This window comes from Desulfobotulus pelophilus, from assembly GCF_026155325.1.
GTDB classification, from domain to species: Bacteria; Desulfobacterota; Desulfobacteria; order Desulfobacterales; family ASO4-4; genus Desulfobotulus; species Desulfobotulus pelophilus.
Genome location: NZ_JAPFPW010000002.1, coordinates 212,051 through 231,635, shown reverse-complemented (window position 1 = coordinate 231,635; position 19,585 = coordinate 212,051). Strand labels below are relative to the sequence as shown.

General features: G+C 51.5%; 12 protein-coding genes. 11 read left to right on the top strand and 1 reads right to left on the bottom strand.

All coding sequences use genetic code 11. The features are described 5' to 3' along the window. Positions 1 to 77 precede the first annotated feature (77 nt). From OOT00_RS03135 to OOT00_RS03095, 9 genes are all read left to right on the top strand, one after another. Complete coding sequence (locus OOT00_RS03135) at positions 78 to 2,063, top strand: C10 family peptidase (protein WP_265423833.1); 1,986 nt, start codon at positions 78 to 80, stop codon at positions 2,061 to 2,063. 886 nt (positions 2,064 to 2,949) lie between these two features. Next, entirely contained in the window at positions 2,950 to 3,951 is a 1,002-nt protein-coding gene (locus tag OOT00_RS03130) for a TRAP transporter substrate-binding protein (RefSeq protein ID WP_265423832.1), read from the top strand. An 84-nt stretch (positions 3,952 to 4,035) separates the two neighbouring features. Then, the gene (locus OOT00_RS03125) at positions 4,036 to 5,895 is read left to right on the top strand and encodes a TRAP transporter large permease (protein ID WP_265423831.1); all 1,860 of its coding nucleotides are present in this window, start codon (positions 4,036 to 4,038) and stop codon (positions 5,893 to 5,895) included. A gap of 139 nt (positions 5,896 to 6,034) precedes the next feature. Continuing rightward, on the top strand, positions 6,035 to 6,901 hold the full coding sequence (locus OOT00_RS03120; protein WP_265423830.1) for an amidohydrolase family protein: 867 nt from the start codon (positions 6,035 to 6,037) through the stop codon (positions 6,899 to 6,901). A gap of 21 nt (positions 6,902 to 6,922) precedes the next feature. After that, positions 6,923 to 8,509: a methyl-accepting chemotaxis protein gene (locus tag OOT00_RS03115; protein WP_265423829.1), complete on the top strand. Its 1,587-nt coding sequence runs from the start codon at positions 6,923 to 6,925 to the stop codon at positions 8,507 to 8,509. 28 nt (positions 8,510 to 8,537) lie between these two features. Continuing rightward, positions 8,538 to 9,260: a substrate-binding periplasmic protein gene (locus tag OOT00_RS03110; RefSeq protein ID WP_265423828.1), complete on the top strand. Its 723-nt coding sequence runs from the start codon at positions 8,538 to 8,540 to the stop codon at positions 9,258 to 9,260. Between the two features lie 454 nt (positions 9,261 to 9,714). Beyond that, positions 9,715 to 12,210, top strand: a complete 2,496-nt coding sequence (gene hpsG / locus OOT00_RS03105) for a (2S)-3-sulfopropanediol dehydratase (RefSeq protein WP_265423827.1) — start codon at positions 9,715 to 9,717, stop codon at positions 12,208 to 12,210. A gap of 93 nt (positions 12,211 to 12,303) precedes the next feature. Next, positions 12,304 to 13,254 (top strand): (2S)-3-sulfopropanediol dehydratase activating enzyme, encoded by a 951-nt coding sequence (gene hpsH, locus OOT00_RS03100; RefSeq protein ID WP_265423826.1) that lies wholly within the window; start codon positions 12,304 to 12,306, stop codon positions 13,252 to 13,254. Between the two features lie 176 nt (positions 13,255 to 13,430). Further along, positions 13,431 to 14,852 (top strand): sigma-54 interaction domain-containing protein, encoded by a 1,422-nt coding sequence (locus OOT00_RS03095; RefSeq protein ID WP_265423825.1) that lies wholly within the window; start codon positions 13,431 to 13,433, stop codon positions 14,850 to 14,852. A 106-nt stretch (positions 14,853 to 14,958) separates the two neighbouring features. Here OOT00_RS03095 and OOT00_RS03090 read toward each other — a convergent pair whose 3' ends face one another. After that, a complete protein-coding gene (locus tag OOT00_RS03090; RefSeq protein ID WP_265423824.1) occupies positions 14,959 to 17,208 on the bottom strand; it encodes an acetyl-CoA hydrolase/transferase C-terminal domain-containing protein in 2,250 nt (749 codons plus the stop codon). A 259-nt stretch (positions 17,209 to 17,467) separates the two neighbouring features. On the opposite strand from OOT00_RS03090, the gene OOT00_RS03085 reads away from it, so the two are divergent. Both OOT00_RS03085 and OOT00_RS03080 read left to right on the top strand, forming a co-directional pair. Then, positions 17,468 to 18,958: a sensor histidine kinase gene (locus OOT00_RS03085; protein WP_265423823.1), complete on the top strand. Its 1,491-nt coding sequence runs from the start codon at positions 17,468 to 17,470 to the stop codon at positions 18,956 to 18,958. Continuing rightward, positions 18,934 to 19,584 carry a response regulator transcription factor gene (locus OOT00_RS03080; protein ID WP_265423822.1) on the top strand — a complete coding sequence of 217 codons (651 nt, stop codon included), beginning with the start codon at positions 18,934 to 18,936 and terminating at the stop codon, positions 19,582 to 19,584. The genes OOT00_RS03085 and OOT00_RS03080 overlap by 25 nt, the downstream gene beginning before the upstream one ends. The last annotated feature ends 1 nt before the right edge of the window (position 19,585 follow it).

Below are 19,585 nucleotides of genomic sequence, written 5' to 3'. Positions count from 1 at the left end.
ACTGAAAAAGTGAGAAAAGAACCACAGAAAAGCCTTTTTCCACCCGTGAATATCCCCTATCATACCGGAGCCAGCCCATGAAAAGATTTCCCGCCCTTTCATTTGCCTTCCTGCTCATTTTCTCCATCCTCCTGCTGCCTGCTCAGGCTGCTCCTGTAGATATGCAGCGGGCCTGGAAGGTTGCGGAAAACTGGCTGGACCATCAGGTGGAAAACTCGGATGACTGGTCGGACTCCGCCCATTATCCCCGCATTCATGACATGGAAACCCTTTATTACAATGAAAAGCCCGTGGCCTATAATTTTATCATCTCCCCCAGAGGCCATATCCTTGTCAGCGCCCATGACACCCTGCCACCCATCAAACTGTTCTCCCATTCCAGCACCCTGAGGCTGAACCGGACCGCGGGCATTCCTCCTTTTTTCACGGCCATGCTTCAGGAGCTTTCCCATCTGGCCGAGATGCTCGGACAGCCCCCTTCTGCCAGAGATGGTGCCGGTGCAGGTTCCTTTGCGGATCACTCTGCCAATACCCGGCTCTGGTACCAGCTGGAAAAAAGAAGAGAGCAGAATACCGCAGACGGACGGGACGGAGACCCCGGCCCATCTGCCCCTGTTTTCATCGGTCCTCTGGTAACAAGCCTCTGGGGACAAAGCTATCCATTCAATCTGGAAACTCCCCTGTGGCACGATGGCAGCCCTACCCTTGTGGGTTGTGTCGCCACCGCCACAACTCAGATCATGCACTACCACCGCTGGCCACCCATGGGACGTGACAGCATTGACTACGAGTGGAACAACGGCAACGAAACCATCACCCTCCAACAAAATTTCAGTACCCGGACCTACGACTGGCATCAAATGCCGGATGCAGCCGCCGATGTTACAACCACCCTGCAACAAAAAGCCCTGTCCATGCTGGCAGCGGACGTGGCCATGGCCTTTCAAATGGAGTTCGGCCCCACCGCTTCCATGGCCTTCACCGACGATATTCTCACCGTACTTCCCCGCTATTTCCGGTACAAAGACACCATTGAGTGGGCATACCGAGCGGAATATATGTCAGACAGCGCATGGATGAATCTCTTCCGGCAAGAAACGGAAAATGGCAGGCCCGCTATTCTAAGCATAGCCGAAGAGGTCGATGGCAAGCGCCGCTATGGCCATGCCGTGGTGGTCAGCGGCTACCGGTCCGATCCCGATCAGATCCATATTCATATGGGCTGGAATGGTCAGTACGATGGATGGTATGCCTCCAACAACATCCAATACACGGAGTCAGGCAACCCCTTATTCAACTTCAACTGGTTCAATCAGGGTATGGCCCGCAACATAGAGCCATACCGGAGCAGCATGACCAGCCCCATTCTCACCGTTCAGGCATCGGGAACGGAGAGCGTCATTATAAACTCCACACCAACGGGCTACGGCGGCACTACCCCCTATGTCATCACCCACGCACAGGAAGGCAGCACCTTCACCCTTACGGCTCCCCTCCAGTCCGGCGAATCCATTTTTCAAGGCTGGTCCGGCTGCCCTGCCCCAAACGGAAGAAACTGCACCATCACCATGGACAGCAACAGGGTGGTCACGGCCCTCTATCTCCTTCCCCTTGCTCAGGCCCTGAACAATGGTCATCTCATATGGGAAAGCCTTGGAGAGGCAGAATGGTTTGGCGATACGAGCAGCTCCGCTCAGGGAGGCAGTGCCGCTCGCAGCGGCATGCTCCGCGATAACCAGCAATCCATTCTCAGAACCGGGGTGAACGGTCCGGGGACCCTGCGCTTCAACTGGATGGTTTCATCTGAAAAAGACTATGATTTTCTGGAATTTTCCATCAATGGAGAACCAGCAGAAAGGATTTCCGGCCATAGGGACTGGGAAACCCGTTCCTTCGCCCTGCCCGGGGGTGACCATGTACTCGAGTGGACGTACAGAAAAGATGAGATCGTCAGCAGCGGTAAGGATGCCGGGTGGGTGGACCATGTACGGTACGAACCCCTCATTCCGTCGGGTTCCGGAGGAGGCTGTTTTATCCGGAGTCTGACCTCTGTTTTATTCTGAACATTTTCAGTCACAGCCAAGCTGTGCAAAACTGATACGGGCCATGTTTCTTGTCATTCTACCATGACAGAAATCCGAGCTGCTGATTATCCAGCACGATTGAGCCATGGTGTGCTTCCGGGCCGAGTCCGCAAAATCATACACATCCATATCATGCAAAACTCCATGGCAGAATACGGTAGCACCGGCATCCTTTCTTTCTGACAAGAGAATTCAGGCAGAACTTCTGCAGGATCAAAAAAACGCTTGGTTTATCCACCGGATATGGCAGCCTGTCGCCGATATCGCACATTAATAATAATTTTACAGAAAACCATTTTTAGACAAAAAATAATTAACAAAATCAATATTTTTTCACCTTTTGTCTTTTTTCAAACACTGGAGCAAACAGCAATAAACACTTAATATACAAGAAAAAAAATCATATATCGATTATAAGACCCAATAATGGGAGAAAAAATTGCTTCCGCCAGTCCCATTCCTGCAACAGGCCTGTGCAAACTCCATGATCGCACCAAAAATCGGCGCATAAACGCAACAGCCAAACAGACAGCCCACACAGCACACCGGCAACAAAACATTGAGATTCAAAGTCATTGCCAAAAAAACAAGCACAAGAAGCCATGCCGCCCACCCACCGGCTTCCGATGCATATCTGCACCATAAAGATGACCTATCCCCACTGATCATCCATAATTATCAACTTTCCCTCCCATCTTCTCCCCTTTTTCCTTCCAGGCAGTCCTGTCAACATGGAACAGCAATTGCAACAGGCAAAACCAGATCAAAAACCCATACAAGAATGGGTGTAAATAGAAAGTCACAACTCTGTGAAACCAGCGTGTAATGTGATCTGATAACAGCTTTTTACCCTGAGGAGGAAACCATGAAAAAAAAAGTCGTCTGGATTATGGCCACCATCTTCCTGCTGTCCTGCCTTCCCGGAATAGCACTGGCCCAAAGACCCGTCACCCTGAGACTGGCCCACCCCATGGCTCCGGGAAATAACGTGACCGTTGGCTATGAAAAATTCAAAGAGCTTGTAGAAGAAAAAAGTAACCGCCGGATCAGAATCCAGATCTTCGGCAACTGCCAGCTGGGCAGTGACAGGGTTACAACGGAAGCTGCACAGGCAGGAACTCTGGATATGTCTTCCAGCTCCTCACCGAACATGGCAAGCTTCTCTCCGGCTTATATGGCCATTGACCTCCCCTACATCACCGATGCGGCCTACCAGGAAAATCTTTATAAGGCCCTGGACGAAGGAGAACTGGGCCGGGCGCTGGATCGTGTTGCCGAAAGCGTGGGGTTAAAAACCATTATGTTCAGTGAATATGGATACAGAAATTTTGTATCCACCAATAAACCCCTTCGTGAAGTGGGGGATTTAAGGAATCTGAAAGTTCGCACAACGGCCTCCCCTGTAGAGGTCGCCGTTGCTCTGGAGCTTGGCATGAACCCTTCTCCCATTGCCTGGGGTGAAACCTACACAGCCCTGCAACAGGGTACTGTGGACGCCCAGGGAAATACCTTCTCCCTGCTCAACGATGCCAAACACACCGAAGTAATTCGCTATGCCATGGATTCCAGGCATAATTATTCCATGCATATTCTGCTGATGAACAAAAACCGGTGGGATCGCCTTAGCCCGGAGCAGCAGAACATTATAACGGAAGCCGCACGGGAAGCCACAGCATGGCAGAGGGCTGAAACCCTGCGACTTGAAGAGCTTGCCTGGCAGGCCTTCCGGGACAGAGGCATAGAAATTACCGAACTCAGCCCGGAGCAGCGCGCTGAACTCAAAACCAGAACCGAACCCGTCCGCCAGAAGTTTGCAAAGGAAATCCCAGCAGAACTTCTCCGGCTGATTGCTGAAACCCAGAAATAAATACCCGACATCATGATCAGGGTGTTCTCTTATGGGAGAACACCCTTTCTGCTGCCAACTTTTTACCCAAACGAGGGCGATTGCATGGAAGCTGCAAGAACAAAACAAAGCCCCCTGCACTGGATTAACGAAAACTTTGAATCCATCTTCATGGTCACCGGCCTTCTGGCCATCATTTTTTTCATTACCTGGCAGGTCTTCTACCGGTACATCCTTGTCAGTTTCATTGAGAGGGCCGGCGGTTCCGTATGGGCCGAAGAGTTATCCAGATATATCTTTATCTGGATATCCTACCTTGCCCTGAGCTTTTCCATCCGAAAACGCTCATCCATACGGGTGGATATAATTTATGACAAATTGTCCCCCAGATTTCAGGGGATCAGCTGGATAATTGTGGAGGTTCTCTTTCTCTGCCTCACTCTCACCATTGCCTGGTTCGGGTACGGCAAAATCCAGAACCTGCTGCAATTTCCGCAAAGCACTCCGGCCATGCGCATCCCCTTTCTTGTTCCCTATCTGATCCTGCCCATCGGCTTCGGCCTGATGTCCCTGCGGCTTCTCCAGTCCCTTAGCCGTCAGTTCAGAACCTGTGGAGTACAGGACAGTGTTACAGGGTTGGCCCTTACCATGGCCATCATTTCACCCTGTTTCATTTTTGGCTACATTGAGCCGATTCCCGTACTATTCGGCTATTTTATCCTGCTCTGCATTCTGGGTGTGCCCATTGCCATCAGCCTTGGGCTTTCCACCCTGGCCACCATTATCTGCGCAGACACCCTCCCCGTGGGTTACATGGCACAGATTACCTTTACTTCCATAGACAGTTTTCCCATTATGGCCATTCCGTTTTTTATTGCAGCGGGTGTTTTCATGGGAGCAGGCGGTCTTTCCGAACGCCTGCTGGCCCTTGCCGATGAAATCGTGGGTGGACTGTACGGCGGAATGGGCCTGACCTGCATTGTGACCTGCATGTTCTTCGGAGCCATCAGCGGTTCCGGTCCGGCTACGGTAGCAGCCATTGGCGCCCTCATCATTCCAGCCATGAAAGAGAGGGGTTATGACATCCACTTTTCTGCGGCACTGATTGCTGCCGCCGGATGCGTGGGCGTGATGATCCCCCCCAGCAATCCCTTTGTGGTATACGGGGTTTCCGCCCAGGTTTCCATTGGCGATCTTTTCATCAGCGGCATTGTTCCCGGCTTACTCACAGGTCTTGTATTAATGGTATACTGCTACCTTTATTCCCGTAAAAAAGGCTGGCGCGGCAGTACCAAACAACGTACACCCGCCACCTTTGCACGGGCCGCATGGGATGCCAAATGGGCACTGATGGTTCCGGTTATTGTTCTGGGAGGCATTTACGGTGGCATCATGACCCCCACGGAAGCCGCTGCCGTGGCAGCCTTTTACGGGCTTTTTATAGGGGTATGCGTGTACAGGGAAATGAGCGCAAAAGGAGTTGTCGTTGCGTGCAGGGAGGCCTGTGAAACATCGGCCATGATCATCGTACTGATTGCCATGGCTACCCTCTTTGGCAACATCATGACCATTGAGGATGTTCCCGGAAGTATTGCCAGATGGCTACTGGATCTGACAAGCAATAAACACATAATTTTATTACTTGTTATTATTCTCCTTCTCATTGTCGGCACCTTCATGGAAGCCCTTGCGGCCATAGTAATTCTCACTCCCATCCTGCTACCCATTGTAACCAGTGTCGGGGTTTCTCCCCTTCATTTCGGTGTCATCATGGTTCTTAACCTTGCCATCGGATTCATCACTCCGCCTGTGGGCGTCAATCTTTTTGTGGCCAGTGGCATTGCCAAGGTGAAGCTGGAGAAGGTGTCCGTAGCCGTACTCCCCATGCTTGTATGCATGCTCTTCATCCTTTTGCTCTGCACCTTTATCCCTGAAATACCGCTCTTTCTTGTGGGGAGCAGATAAACCATCAACATTTTAAGGGGGTTGTGCACACAATTGTGAATGTCTGACCGCAGCAGACCGGCCCCCCGTCTGGTTTCTGCACCATTCAGAGATATTCATCGTGACGGCATAACTCCCATTTTTCAAAAAGGACAGCAAGATGAAAGTGATCGATTTTCGTTTTCGCCCCAACACCCCTGAAATTATAAATGGCATTCAAAACAGCGCCATGTTCAAAGCTGCCTGCAAGGCCATCGGCTTTGATGCCAGAAAACCCCAGCCACTTGAGGAAATCATTGCGGATCTGGATGCCAGAAACGTGGAGTTGGCTGTGATCACGGGCAGGGATTGCGAAACGACCTATGGAAGCCCGGCAAACAACCCGAGTGTCCTCTCCTTTTGCAAAGCCTTTCCGGAAAAATTTGCAGGATTCTGGGGAATTGACCCACACAAAAAAATGGCTGCCGTCCGGGAAATCGACTACGCCATTCAGGAGCTGGGGATGAAGGGCATTGCCATAGACCCCTACCTTGCCCACATTCCGGCCAGCGAAGCCCGTTTTTATCCCGTTTACACCAAGTGTGCCGAACTGGATGTACCCGTCTTTGTAACCATGGCTCCTCCCCCACAGGTACCCGGAGCCATCATGGACTATGCCGATCCCAGAGACATCGACCGTGTGGCAAGGGACTTTCCCGACCTGACCCTGATCATGAGTCACGGCGGCTACCCTTTCGTGAATGAAAGCATTTTTGCCTGCATGCGCAATGCCCATGTCTACATGGATTTTTCCGAATATGAAGAGGCCCCCATGGCAAATGTTTTCATTGAAGCCATGGCTACCACCATTTCAGACAAGGTCCTTTTTGCCAGTGCCCACCCCTTTATTGAACTAAGCCATGCCCTGGCAGTCTATGAATCCTTCCCGCTGACAGACGAGGTAAGGGCCAAGGTCATGTATGAAAATGCCAGAAAGGTTCTGAAACTGGGTACAGAAACACACACCGACCATTGCGTATGCAGATAATGCACAACAGGAAATCATGCTATGAGCACAAACAACCTGACTGTTCCACTCCAGAAAAGTATTTTTATACGCATCATCTGCACGGTTCTTCTTCTGACAACCCTGATTATGACCCTCATGGGTATCTGGCAGTACCTGGATGCAGGCAGGACACTGAGAAGCGGATTGAATGTGGATGCAGACCTTGCCATCCAGCGCATGGCCCTGACCCTTCAGGATCCATTATACAGCTTTGACCTGGACCAGGCCAAAGCCATCCTCACTTCAGAAATGCAGGATCATCGCCTGCTTGCCCTGGCCCTTTCTGATTCATCCGGCAAAAAAAACCTTCTCCTCCTGGGACGTGGAACCGGGGAAGGGGTGCAAACCATAGAGGCCCTGCCGGAAGAACAGGAGTTCCTGCGTAATCTGGCAGTACGCAGGAACGATGAATCCGTTGGTCATCTGACAGTTCTCATGAATCCGGATTTTTTCCACAACAATCTCCGCAGAATTCAGATCAACACAATCACAGCCATATTATTTGTTAATACTCTGCTGTTTGCGCTCATGGCCTTGAGTCTGAAGTTGCTTATTTTCAGCCCTTTGCAAAAAATGATTCAGGCCATAAGGGATCTTGCGGAAGGTGAAGGTGATCTTACCCGCCGCATGTCGGAAGCAAAAAATGACGAACTCAGCCTGGCCGCCCGCTGGATCAACCGCTTCATCTCCCAGATTCACAGCATCATGACTCGCATACGCAGCAATGGTGACAGCCTTACATCTTCGGCTTCCGGCCTTCTGCATATTTCAGAAAAACTGGCAGAAGATGCCAAGACCTCCGAAGAACGCTCAGCAGCCGTCGCCACGGCAGCCGAACAAATGGGGCAGAATATCTACAGCGTTGCTTCTGCCATGGAAGAAACAGCCACCAACACATCCATGGTCGCGGCAGCAGCCGAACAGATGACGGCCACCATTGATGAAATATCCAACAATACGGAAACAGCCCGCCGTACAACCAGTGAAGCCGTCAGTCGTTCCGAAGCGGCATCGGAAAAAATGGAAAATCTTGGAAGTATAGCTCAGGAAATTGGAACGGTAACGGAATCCATTTCAGAAATTTCCGATCAGACCAATCTGTTAGCCCTCAACGCCACCATTGAGGCCGCCCGCGCCGGTGATGCAGGCAAAGGGTTTGCCGTTGTTGCCGCTGAAATTAAAACTCTCGCCGCCCAGACGACCGCTGCTACGAAAAACATCCGTAGCATCATCAGCTCGGCACAGAGCATCATTCACCAGGCCACGGATGAAGTAATGGCGGTAACCCGCTCCATCCAGAGCACCAGTGAAATTGTGACAATGATCGCCACGGCAGTGGAAGAACAATCTTCGGCTACGCGGGAAATATCCGCCAGCGTGCTGCAGGCTGCGGAGGGAATTCAGGAAGTCAACACAACCATGGCTTCCATGGGAGGTTTTGTAGACAACATACGGAATGAAATGAAAGGCTTAGACAAAATAAACCGGGAAATGACCGCTACCAGCAATGACGTAAATGAAAAAGCCCGATCCGTATCCGGAATGGCCGACGGGCTTCAAAAACTCATTCAACGCTTTATTCTCTGATTGTGGTTCGTATCGTTTGCAAGGAGGAATGATGAAAAAATTTTGGCTTATGGCTGTCTTCTTTTGTATGGCAGGTTTTACCATGGCGGAAGAGTATCACTTCGTTAGTATCGAGCAGCTCATCGAACAGGAAGTAGGCCGTGTTGTTCTCCCTGAAATATATAAAAAACTGGGTATGGAAGTCAGCATTACACCCATGCCGGGAAGACGGGCACAGGAGGAAGCCGTTTCCGGTGTAAAGGACGGGGAAATCATGCGGATCTATGCCTATGGAGAAGCCAATCCTTCCATGATCCGTGTTCCCACACCATACTATTACCTCGAAACCATGGCTTTCATCCGAAAAAACAGCGGAGTTGAAATCAAAAGCAGAGAAGATCTTGAGAAATATAAAAATGTCAAAGTCCGGGGCATCATCCATACCAATCAGATAACGGAAGGGCTTTCCAAAGAACATATCCATGAAGTCAACACCACTGAGCAGATGATGCAGTTTCTCCAGCACGGCCGCGCGGATGTGGCCCTTGCCAACACCGTGGACGGAATGCTGATTCTCAAAAAACTGGGCTTTGAAGACATCCTTACCGTGGACAAGCCCCTCGCCGTGCTGGATCTCTTTCATTATATCCATGAAAAAAACAAACATCTGGTCCCCCGTGTGGATGCTGTCATCAGCGAAATGAAGCAAAGTGGAGAACTGGATATTCTCATTAAAAAAGCAGAAAGCAGAATCATTCAGCAGGTACGATAAAGGCACAGCCATCCTTTTTTCTACGAAAGCCATCGCCACCCGGCGGTGGCTTTTTGTTTATGAACCACAAGGAGAAGTTGCATTTATGCACCACGCCGTTCCAGACAGAGACAAATAAGGATCCGAAAATAAACACCTGTTCTCGACAGATGACCGTATCATCCATCCTGCGCAGCCCAGCCCCGGTAATGACACGAGAACCGATGCAATTACGCAACAGGCCCTCCCGTTTTTTCCCCCCGTACAAACAGCCTGTCGCAAATACGCATCCAAACTTCCCAGCCCATTCAACCCCGCAGCAATCCAAAGCGCAATCATAGATTATAGTATTATAAATCAGATACTTATATAAAATGGCACAAAAATTGAATTAAAGAAGGCCAGTTGGAGGCAGTTATCACAAGACCAAGCCAGCCGTTTATTCATTATATAGTAATACAGAGGAGGTAGATCTATGTACGATTATGCAGGGTGTGACTGCGTATCCCCCCAGGAACAGCGTCTTCTGGAAAGCATTGAAGGCAAAGAGAATATGTTCCGCCAGACCCATCCACGTGTTTTTAAAATGCTGGAACGGTTTGATGGACAGAAACCACGTATTGATGTGGAACGTGCCCTGTATTTCACCCAGTCCATGCAGGAAACCGAGGGGCAACCCCTGCCCCTGCGCTGGGCAAAGGCACTCATGCATATTGCACGGAACATGACCGTTTATGTACAGGAAGATCAGCTGCTTCTGGGACGTGCGGGTTGTGATGGCCGCTATGGCATTTTGTATCCGGAACTGGACGGGGATTTTCTTGACATTGCCGTACGAGACCTGCCCACCCGGAGCCAGTCTCCTGCGACGATCACCGAAGAAGATGCCAAACTGGTCATTGAGAAAATTTCTCCTTACTGGAAAGGCAAAACCTACCATGAAGCATTAAGCAAGGCCTTTCCCCCCGAGGTTCACAAGCTGACCTATGACGATCCGGAAGGGCTGATTTCCCGCTTCATTGTTAATGAAACATCTTCTTTCCGCTCCTCCCTTCAGTGGGTACACGACTATGAAAAAATCCTCAAACGAGGCTTCAATGGCATCCGCAGGGAGGCGGAAGAAAAACTGGCAGCCCTTGATCCCATGAGTCCTCTGGACAATTGCGAAAAAAAACCTTTCCTTGAAGCCATTGTTATTGTCTGTGAGGCCATTGTTCTCTGGGCCAAACGCCATGGGGAACTGGCCCGTCAGATGGCGGAAAAAGAAAAGGATCCCGTCCGCCGGGCCGAACTGCGGCGCATGGCTGAGATTGCAGAACAAGTACCCGGCGAACCAGCCCGAAACTTCTACGAAGCCGTGCAAAGCCAGTGGTTCACTCAGATGTTCTCCCGTCTGGAACAAAAAACAGGTACCACCATTTCCAACGGACGCATGGATCAGTATTTCTACCCCTACTATATAAAGGATATGAACGAAGGCCGGATTACGGAAGAACAGGCCATGGAGCTGCTGGAGTGCATGTGGGTGGGAATGGCAGAGTTTATCGATATGTACATATCGCCCACGGGCGGTGCCTTCAATGAAGGATATGCCCACTGGGAGGCCGTAACCGTTGGCGGACAGACCCCGGAAGGCTATGATGCCACCAACGAACTGACCCATCTCATTCTGAAATCCAAGCGGGAATTTCCCCTTCACTACCCGGACCTTGCCGCCCGCATCCACTCCCGTTCACCGGAAAGCTACCTCTGGGATGTGGCAGAAACCATCAAAGACGGCTCCGGCTTTCCCAAAATCATCAATGACGAAGAAATTGTCCCCATTTATGTATCCAAGGGTGCCACCTTTGAAGAGGCTCTGGACTATGCCGTTTCCGGATGCACGGAAGCCCGTATGCCCAACCGCGACACCTATACCTCAGGCGGAGCCTATATCAACTTTGCCGCTGCCGTCGAAATGGTACTCCGCAATGGCCGCATGAAAAAATACGGGGATCAGGTTCTGGGTGTGGAAACCGGCGATCCCAACACCTTTGCATCCTGGGAAGAATTCTGGGAAGCTTATAAGTCCCAGCATATTCTTTTTATGAAAACTGCCTTTATTCAGCAGTATATCATCATCCATCTGCGGGCCCGTCATTTTGCCCAGCCGCTGGGATCAGCCATGCATGATCTGTGCATGAAACATTGTGTGGATTTGCATCAGGCTGAGATCCCAGAAGGAATCAACCTTGGCTACTTTGAATACATGGGGCTCGGCACGGTGGTAGATTCGCTGGCTGCTATCAAAAAGCTTGTATTTGAAGAAAAACGCCTCACCATGGGTCAGGTTCTGGATGCCATTGATGCCAATTTTGAAGGCCATGAAAACGTGCAGGCCCTGCTCCGCAGTGCCCCATGCTATGGCAACAATGACCCCTATGCCGATGCCATTGGCCGGGACATTGACCGCATCTCCGTGGAGTTTGGTAAGGCATACAGCAAAGAACTGGGTATCCACAACGATGTCCGTTATGTACCCTTCACCTCCCACGTCCCCTTCGGAAAGGTGGTTTCCGCCACGCCCAACGGACGTACGGAGTGGTTCTCCCTTTCCGACGGCTCCTCCGCCTCCCATGGTGCGGATGTCAATGGTCCCACCGCCGTGCTGCTCTCCAATTACAATACCAAGAATATGGGAATGCGCGAGCGGGCTGCCCGGATGCTGAACATCAAGTTCACACCCAAATGCGTGGAAGGTGATCAAGGTACGGAAAAGCTGGTTTCTTTCATGCGAACCCTCTGTGACCTGAAACTCTGGCACGTTCAGTTCAATGTCATCCGGAAAGAGACACTGATCGCCGCCCAGAAAGATCCGGCCAAATACAGAAACCTCATTGTACGCATCGCAGGATACAGCGCTTATTTTGTGGATCTCTCCCCAGATCTGCAAAACGACCTCATAGCGCGTACGGAACACGACAATATGTAAGGTTTTCCGTTCTGCCCTGCATCGGGCTCCGGACAGTCTGACTGTCCGGAGCCTTATTTGTTATTCAAACAAAGACACCCGGAAGGAGATATCATGAGCAGCTTTGAAGACAGAAAAGTGCAAGGCATGATTTTCAATATCCAGAAATATTCCGTACACGATGGACCGGGCATCCGCACCATTGTCTTCACCAAAGGGTGCCCGCTTCGCTGCAACTGGTGCAGTAACCCGGAATCCCAGCAATATGGCCCGGAGCTGGCCTGCAACAAAGGACGATGCCTTGGCTTTGACAAATGCCGTTACTGTCTGGATGTCTGCCCCAATGGTGCCATCACGGCGGATGAAAACAACCTCGTTCATGTGAACAGACATCTGTGTGGCGATTGTCCCCATCTTTGCGCACAGGCCTGCCCTGCCAGAAGCCTTATTGTTTACGGTGCAATGCGCCGTGTGGAAGATGTACTTTCCGTAGTGGAGCAGGATGCTGTTTTTTATACCCGCTCCGGCGGCGGCCTCACCTTATCAGGAGGGGAGCCCCTGCTGCAGCATGATTTTGCCATTGCCCTGCTGCGAGAGGCAAAAAAAAGAAGGGTTCGTACGGCCATCGAAACCTGCGGCATGATTCCATGGGAAACTCTGCATGAAGTCTCCCATCTTGTCCATGACGTGCTGTTTGATATCAAGCACATGAACAGTGAGGAACATGAACGACAGACCGGAGTGGGGAATGCCCGCATTCTGGACAACTTCAGCCGCCTTGCAGGCCTGCAGAAAGATCACCCCATTCTGGTCCGGACTCCTGTGGTACCGGACTTCAACGACAATGAAGACGCCATCAGGGCCATTGCCCAATTTCTGCTCCCCTTTAAAAACCGTGTCAGTTATGAACTTCTTCCCTACCACCGTCTGGGTACACAAAAGTACCATTTTCTTGACCGCATGCCGTCCATGGGCGAAGTGCAGCTGGACAAATCGCTCTTTTCCCGCCTGCAGGACACAGCACAAAACATACTGGGCAACCGATTCATACCTGCGGGGCAGTGACGATGATTACGCTTATTTTTTAATGCTTTATTTTCAAAGGCTGCTTTGATACTCTCTGCCCTGCTGCCCCTTGATGGTATGGGAATCATGCCGATCCCTGCCTCCGGTGGAACAGGCATCTTCTGCATGGAATTCATGCTTTCAAGCGTTACCCAACCGCATGGTAAGATAGAGATATGCAGCCCAACGCCAAAGACCTGCTGGCCAGCCACAGCCTTGATATTCTGGACGCCATTCCTGAGGGAGTCTTTATCACCAATCTCGAAGGAATTACCTTATACGTAAACCGGATGTATGAGCAGCTCACCGGCCTTTCCCGCCATCAGGTACTGGGTCGTCAGGTACGCAGTCTGGTGGAAGAAGGCGTTTTTGACCTTGCACTGAATCCGGAAGTCGTGCGCAAGGCAAAAACCGTTACCCACACCCAACGCCTCAGAAACGGTAAAATGCTTGTTCTCACGGGAACACCTGTTTTTGACGAAACGGGTGCTCTCCGTCTTGTCATCACCTTTGCCCGGGATATCACAAGGATCACCCAGCTCAACGAGCAGGTCTCCCTGCAGAAACAGCTCATTGAACAGACCAATGAACAAATGGCCTACATGGCAAGGGAACAGTCCCAGACAACCACACCCATATTTGCCAGTGAGGTCATGCATGAAACCCTGAATTTCCTGCAGACCATGGCAAAAACCGATGCCACCCTGCTGATTCTTGGTGAAACCGGCGTTGGCAAAGATGTCTTTGCCCGTTATGTTCACGGCCAGAGTCAGCGCAGTGATAAGGTAATGATGAAGGTTGACTGCGGGAGTATCTCCGAATCTCTTGTGGAATCGGAAATGTTTGGTTACATGCCAGGGGCCTTTACAGGAGCCTCCACCAAAGGAAAGGCAGGATACTTTGAACTGGCCAAGGAAAGTACGATTTTTCTTGATGAAATAGGTGAAATGCCTCTGGCCATGCAAACCCGTCTTCTTCGTGTTCTTCAGGATGGAGAAATCATGCGTATAGGCGGGAGCAGACCCGTGAAGGTGGATGCAAGAATCATAGCCGCAACCAACCGGGACCTTGCCAGCCGTATTGAAGAGGGAAAATTCAGGCAGGACCTCTTCTATCGTCTCAATGTGGCTACGGTTACCATCCCTCCCCTACGGGAACGCCAGGCAGACATCCAGCCCCTGGCCGAAGCTTTCATCAGAAAGTACAGCGCAAAGTACAATAAACGCATCGCCTTCATGGATGTAACCCTGAAAGCCATGAGTCATTATAGCTGGCCCGGGAATGTCCGTGAGCTGGAAAATTTTATCCACTCCCTTATTATCACCCATCAGGGTCCCATCATAGCTCCGGCCGATCTTCCCGTATCCATCCTTGGAAAAGAAGCCCCCAAAACGGAACCCTATTCCGATCTTCTTCAGGGAGGACGGTCTCTTAAAGAAATAATGGCGGATATTGAGTCCGACTTTCTGGATCGTGCCATCCGTTGGCACGGCTCCGTCCAGCAGGTAGCACGGATCTTCAAAGTCAACCGCAGCACCATCTTTCGAAAAATTCAAAAAAAAAATACGGATAGCGCAAAGGACAGGGCTTCGCCATGATGTAAAGGATGGACAGCTTTTTCTGCCAGACCTTACCGCTACGGCATAAAGCAACAAAGCCCGTCCCCAAAAGTCCCCTCCGAATCTGGAGGGGACCGGTCATGCATTATCGGGCTGTCGCTTTAGCCACACGACTCTTCATACGACCAGGGGATCCGGCAGCCTGTCTGACTGCCGCCGTATCCAGACTGCCGCCGGAAACCAGCGCATGGATGACGACGCTGCGCAACAGCTTTTCCTTGAATCCGACGGGCTCGTGGAGTTCCATGCGCCGGAGATAAGGCAGGACGGCTTCGGGAACGGGCTTCACCATACCCGAAAGAATACCGGCAATGGCAGGCCATTTCTTCTTTGCCAGACTCTGCTTCAGCCCCCGAAGGGATTTACCGAGAATCTGCTCCTCCGGGGTAAATTCCGAACCAAAGGGGAAAGGAGCAAAAACTCCCTGTTTCTTATATTTCGCAGCAAGGGCATTCAGACGCTCGGGCGTATTGTCCCGGAAGGCATCAGGGATCATGTAATGCGGATGGATTTTTCCCGCATCCTTTGCCTTTTTCAGGAGCCCTTCCTGAAATCTGGAATCCGTTACGGCCAGAATCCGGGCAATCACCTCCCTGTCCGATCGCCCCCTGATATCCGCAATACCGTATTCCGTAACCACCATATCCCTGAGATGCCGGGGAATGGTGGTATGTCCGTAGGAAAAGACCACATTGGAAACGGTCTTACCTCCCCTGAAGCCCGTGGATCGGAGCATCATGATCAACCGGGCGTCTTTCAGGGCATGGGCCATGGCTACAAAATTATACTGACCGCCAACGCCGGAAACAACACGACCATCTTCCAGGGCATCGGAACAGACATTTCCCAGAATGGACAGCTTCATACCCGTATTGATAAAACGGGCGTCCTTGCGCTGCAGTGCCCGGAGCTTCTCATCTCCATACAGCTGGTTCACCACATCCACACCGGTCATGGAAAACAGTTTTCGCTCATCCTTGTCCATGGTGCGCAGACTCTCATAGAAATCGTTGGAGCCAATAAAAAAACCGGCATGAAGAAGAACGCCGTTTTTCAGTGAGTCTCCACAGAGTGCAGCAGCCACTTCCTTTCTGTACGCACCATCCCGCATATCGGCCGACCACCTGTGGCCGGAAGATTCGCATATGGAAAAATCATCATACACCAGCTCTTCCCGGAACAATCCGTAATGCTGCAACAGACTGAAATCTTCCAGCGTCAGCATGGGATAAAATGGTTTTTCTCCCAGCAACAGAGCCAGTGCCTCCGGATGAACCCTTTCCGCAAGCTTTCCTTCATTAACCAGCCTCTGGACCGGTTCACTGCCATAAACCTTTCGCTTCAGGATGCCAGCATGATAGAGATACAGAAAGGCTTCCACCAGCATTTCCGTTGCGCCGTACAGCCCTTTTTCAAAAGGTGCACGGCCTCCAAGGCTATCCACCAGATCTCCGTACTGTTCATCAATTCCCGCATCAGCCAGAAGGTTCCTGTATACATCATTGTGCTCATGGCGCAGAATCAGGCTATCGGCTATGGCATCTCCCAGAGCACCGATACCGATCTGCAGGGTGCCTCCGTCACGGATCAGGCTGCTCACATGGAGGCCGATGGCATGATCCGCCGGAGCTACGGAAGCCTTGGGAACGGAAAACAGGGGCGTGTGCATAGCTTCCCCCTCCAGCACCATGTCAAAAACTTCCGGCCCGTTCACCGCATCACCGTACATGAATGGAAGATGGCGGTTCACATGGGCCACATGAACGACTTTGCGGCCTGCGGCCTTTGCCCTCTCCATATAGGCAATAACGTCACGCCCGAGGTCGGAGTTACAGGAATCACTGAACATCAACCGTCCGTTTTCCTCGCCTTTGGCTACAATATGGCAGTAGACATTGATGGCGTTGACCTCCAGATCCCGGACCACATGGGTATAATTGCTGCTGATATACTCCTGCTGGGCTTCGGGCATGTTCATGTAACTGCCCGCCTTGTAAAAAAACTCCCGGATTTTCACATTATCCGGGAGACGGCCCTGCCTGTAATCCTTCATATAATCAAAATCCGGTACACCCTTCCAGATGCGGTCCACCATGGGTTCCAGCATACGTCTCTCCAGCTCACTGGAGGGAGAGGGCTTTTCCAAAGCCAGAGCCGTGAGAATGGTAAGACTCATGTCCGGATCAGCCTTGGCGCGGGCATACAGGGCATTGGTCACATGGTGAGACTTTCCCAGAGCAAGGGGCATGCCCAGCACCACATCCCTGCCTACGGTTTCAATGATGGCATCCACACAGGCTTCCACATCGGCCATAAAGCGCGTTTCTGCTGCCATGGGCTTTCCTCCTTGAAAAAAGGTCTGGTTACAGCGCATACTCCTATTCTGACAATATAGCCCCCACTGTCAGTAAAAAGAATCCGGCATCCACCGATATCCCTACGGTTCAAAAACCCTTTTCCCCCTAGGCAAAAGACCCTGATCCAACCCCGCACAATACGCAGGAATAAGCTCCCACCTTCATTTATATGGACTTCAAAGCACAGGAAGGGCTATCTTGTTTCCATTCTATTTTTTTATACGGGAGATCCATATCATGACACCTCTCTGCTCTCCGTTCAGACAACACCGCCTCCTTCGCCTGCAGAGACAGAAACTGGAGCGCCGTATCCGCAGGCTGGAAGGCGATGCCGCCGGTCTGCGCAGGGCACAGAAAGATCTTGCCAAATCCGAGGAAACCTACCGTACCGTGTTTGCCAATACGGGGACTGCCACCATCCTCATCGAAGAAGACGCCACCATTGCCATGGTGAATGCGGAATTTGAAAGACTGTCGGGTTTCAGCCGTCATGAGGTGGAAGGCCGACAGGTCTGGACGGTTTTTGTGGAAAATGTGGAAGACCGTGAACGCATGAAACGCTATCACCACCTGCGCCGAATCAATCCTTCCGCCGCTCCCAGAACCTATGAGTGCCGACTGAAAAATAAAAACGGCGAACGGCTCATCGCCACCATGACTGTGGCCATGATTCCCGGTACCCAGCAAAGCATCGCCTCCGTTCTGGACATCACCCAACGCAGAAAAACCGAAGAAGCCCTTCGCAAATCCGAAGAAAAATTTGCCAAAGCCTTTCAGTCCACTCCCGTTGCCATGATGATTGCCACCATGTCCGAAGGCCGAATTCTGGACGTCAATGATACCTTTATTAAAATAGCCGGGTATCCAAGGCAGGCCATTATTGGCTCCCGCATACGGGATATGGATTTCTGGCCGGACACAGGGCTTTTTAAAAATCTGGCAAGGGAGCTTCTTGCCAGGGGTCAGTTTCATCAACGGGAAATTGTCTACCGAACCCATAGCGGTGACATCCGCAATGCCAATCTTTCTGCGGATATAGTTGACCTTGGTGGTGTACCCTGCATGCTCAACGCCATTCTGGATATTACGGAGCAACGCAGACTGGAAAAGGAAATTCTGCGCACAGGAGAAGAAGAACGGCGAAAAATCGGTTATGATCTCCACGACGATCTGGGCCAGCACCTTGTGGGTGTGGAGGCCATGGCGCGCCTTCTCCATAAACGGCTGACCATAGCCCAAAACCCCGCCGCTGCCCTTGCCGGAGAGATCACGGATCTCATCCGTTCCGCCACCACCAAAACCCGCGACATGGCCAAGGGCCTCTGTCCGGTAAATATGGATGCCGGAGGACTGGGGACGGCCCTTTCCCAGCTGGCAGAACAGATTGACAATGTGTTTCATGTCCGCTGCCACATGGAAGCACTGACCCGTGACATGAAAATGGATCACAATACGGCCATCAACCTCTACCGCATTGCCCAGGAAGCCATCAGTAATGCCCTGCGTCACGGCAGGGCCGAACGCATTCATATGGAGCTTTCCTGCCACGGACAGCATATCTGCCTTCGCATTCAGGACAATGGCAAGGGACTGCCCGATCCTCTGCCGGATCAGGGCATGGGACTGGGTATTATGGCCCACAGAGCCCGTCGCATCGGAGCGGAATTTGAGATCCGCAACCTTCATCCAGGAGTAGAAATCCTATGCCTCATACCGCACGCATCCTGATTGTGGATGATCATCCCGTTTTCCGTAAAGGTCTGGCCCAGCTCATCAACGAAGAAAAAGATATGGAAGTATGCGGAGAAGCAGAGGATGTGGACACCGCCCAGCAGAAGCTGGTACGTCTTGATCCGGATATGGTCATCATTGACATCACCCTCAAAGACAAAAGCGGCCTGGAACTTCTTGCCGAAGTCCAGACCGCAAGACCCGGCCTGCCAACCCTCATCATATCCATGCACGATGAATCCCTCTATGCGGAGAGAGCCTTCCGGCTGGGGGCCATGGGTTATATTATGAAAGGCGAAATGAGCGATACGGTGATACAGGCCATACGTCAGGTGCTTTCCGGCCGTATCTATGCCAGTGACACCATGGTCAGTCGCATGGTGGGCCGGTTAACCCGGAAAACCGACCCCGCAAGCCACCCCGTGGAAAGCCTTTCGGACAGGGAGCTGGAAGTGTTCCAGCTCATGGGAAAGGGGTTTCAGAGAAAAGAAATTGCCGATCTTCTGGGTATCAGTGTCAAAACCGTAGGCAGCTACAGGGAAACCATCAAAAAGAAACTGAATGTCTGCACATCCGGGGCACTGATGCGGGAAGCACTGGACTGGAGGCGGCGATTCCCGTAGA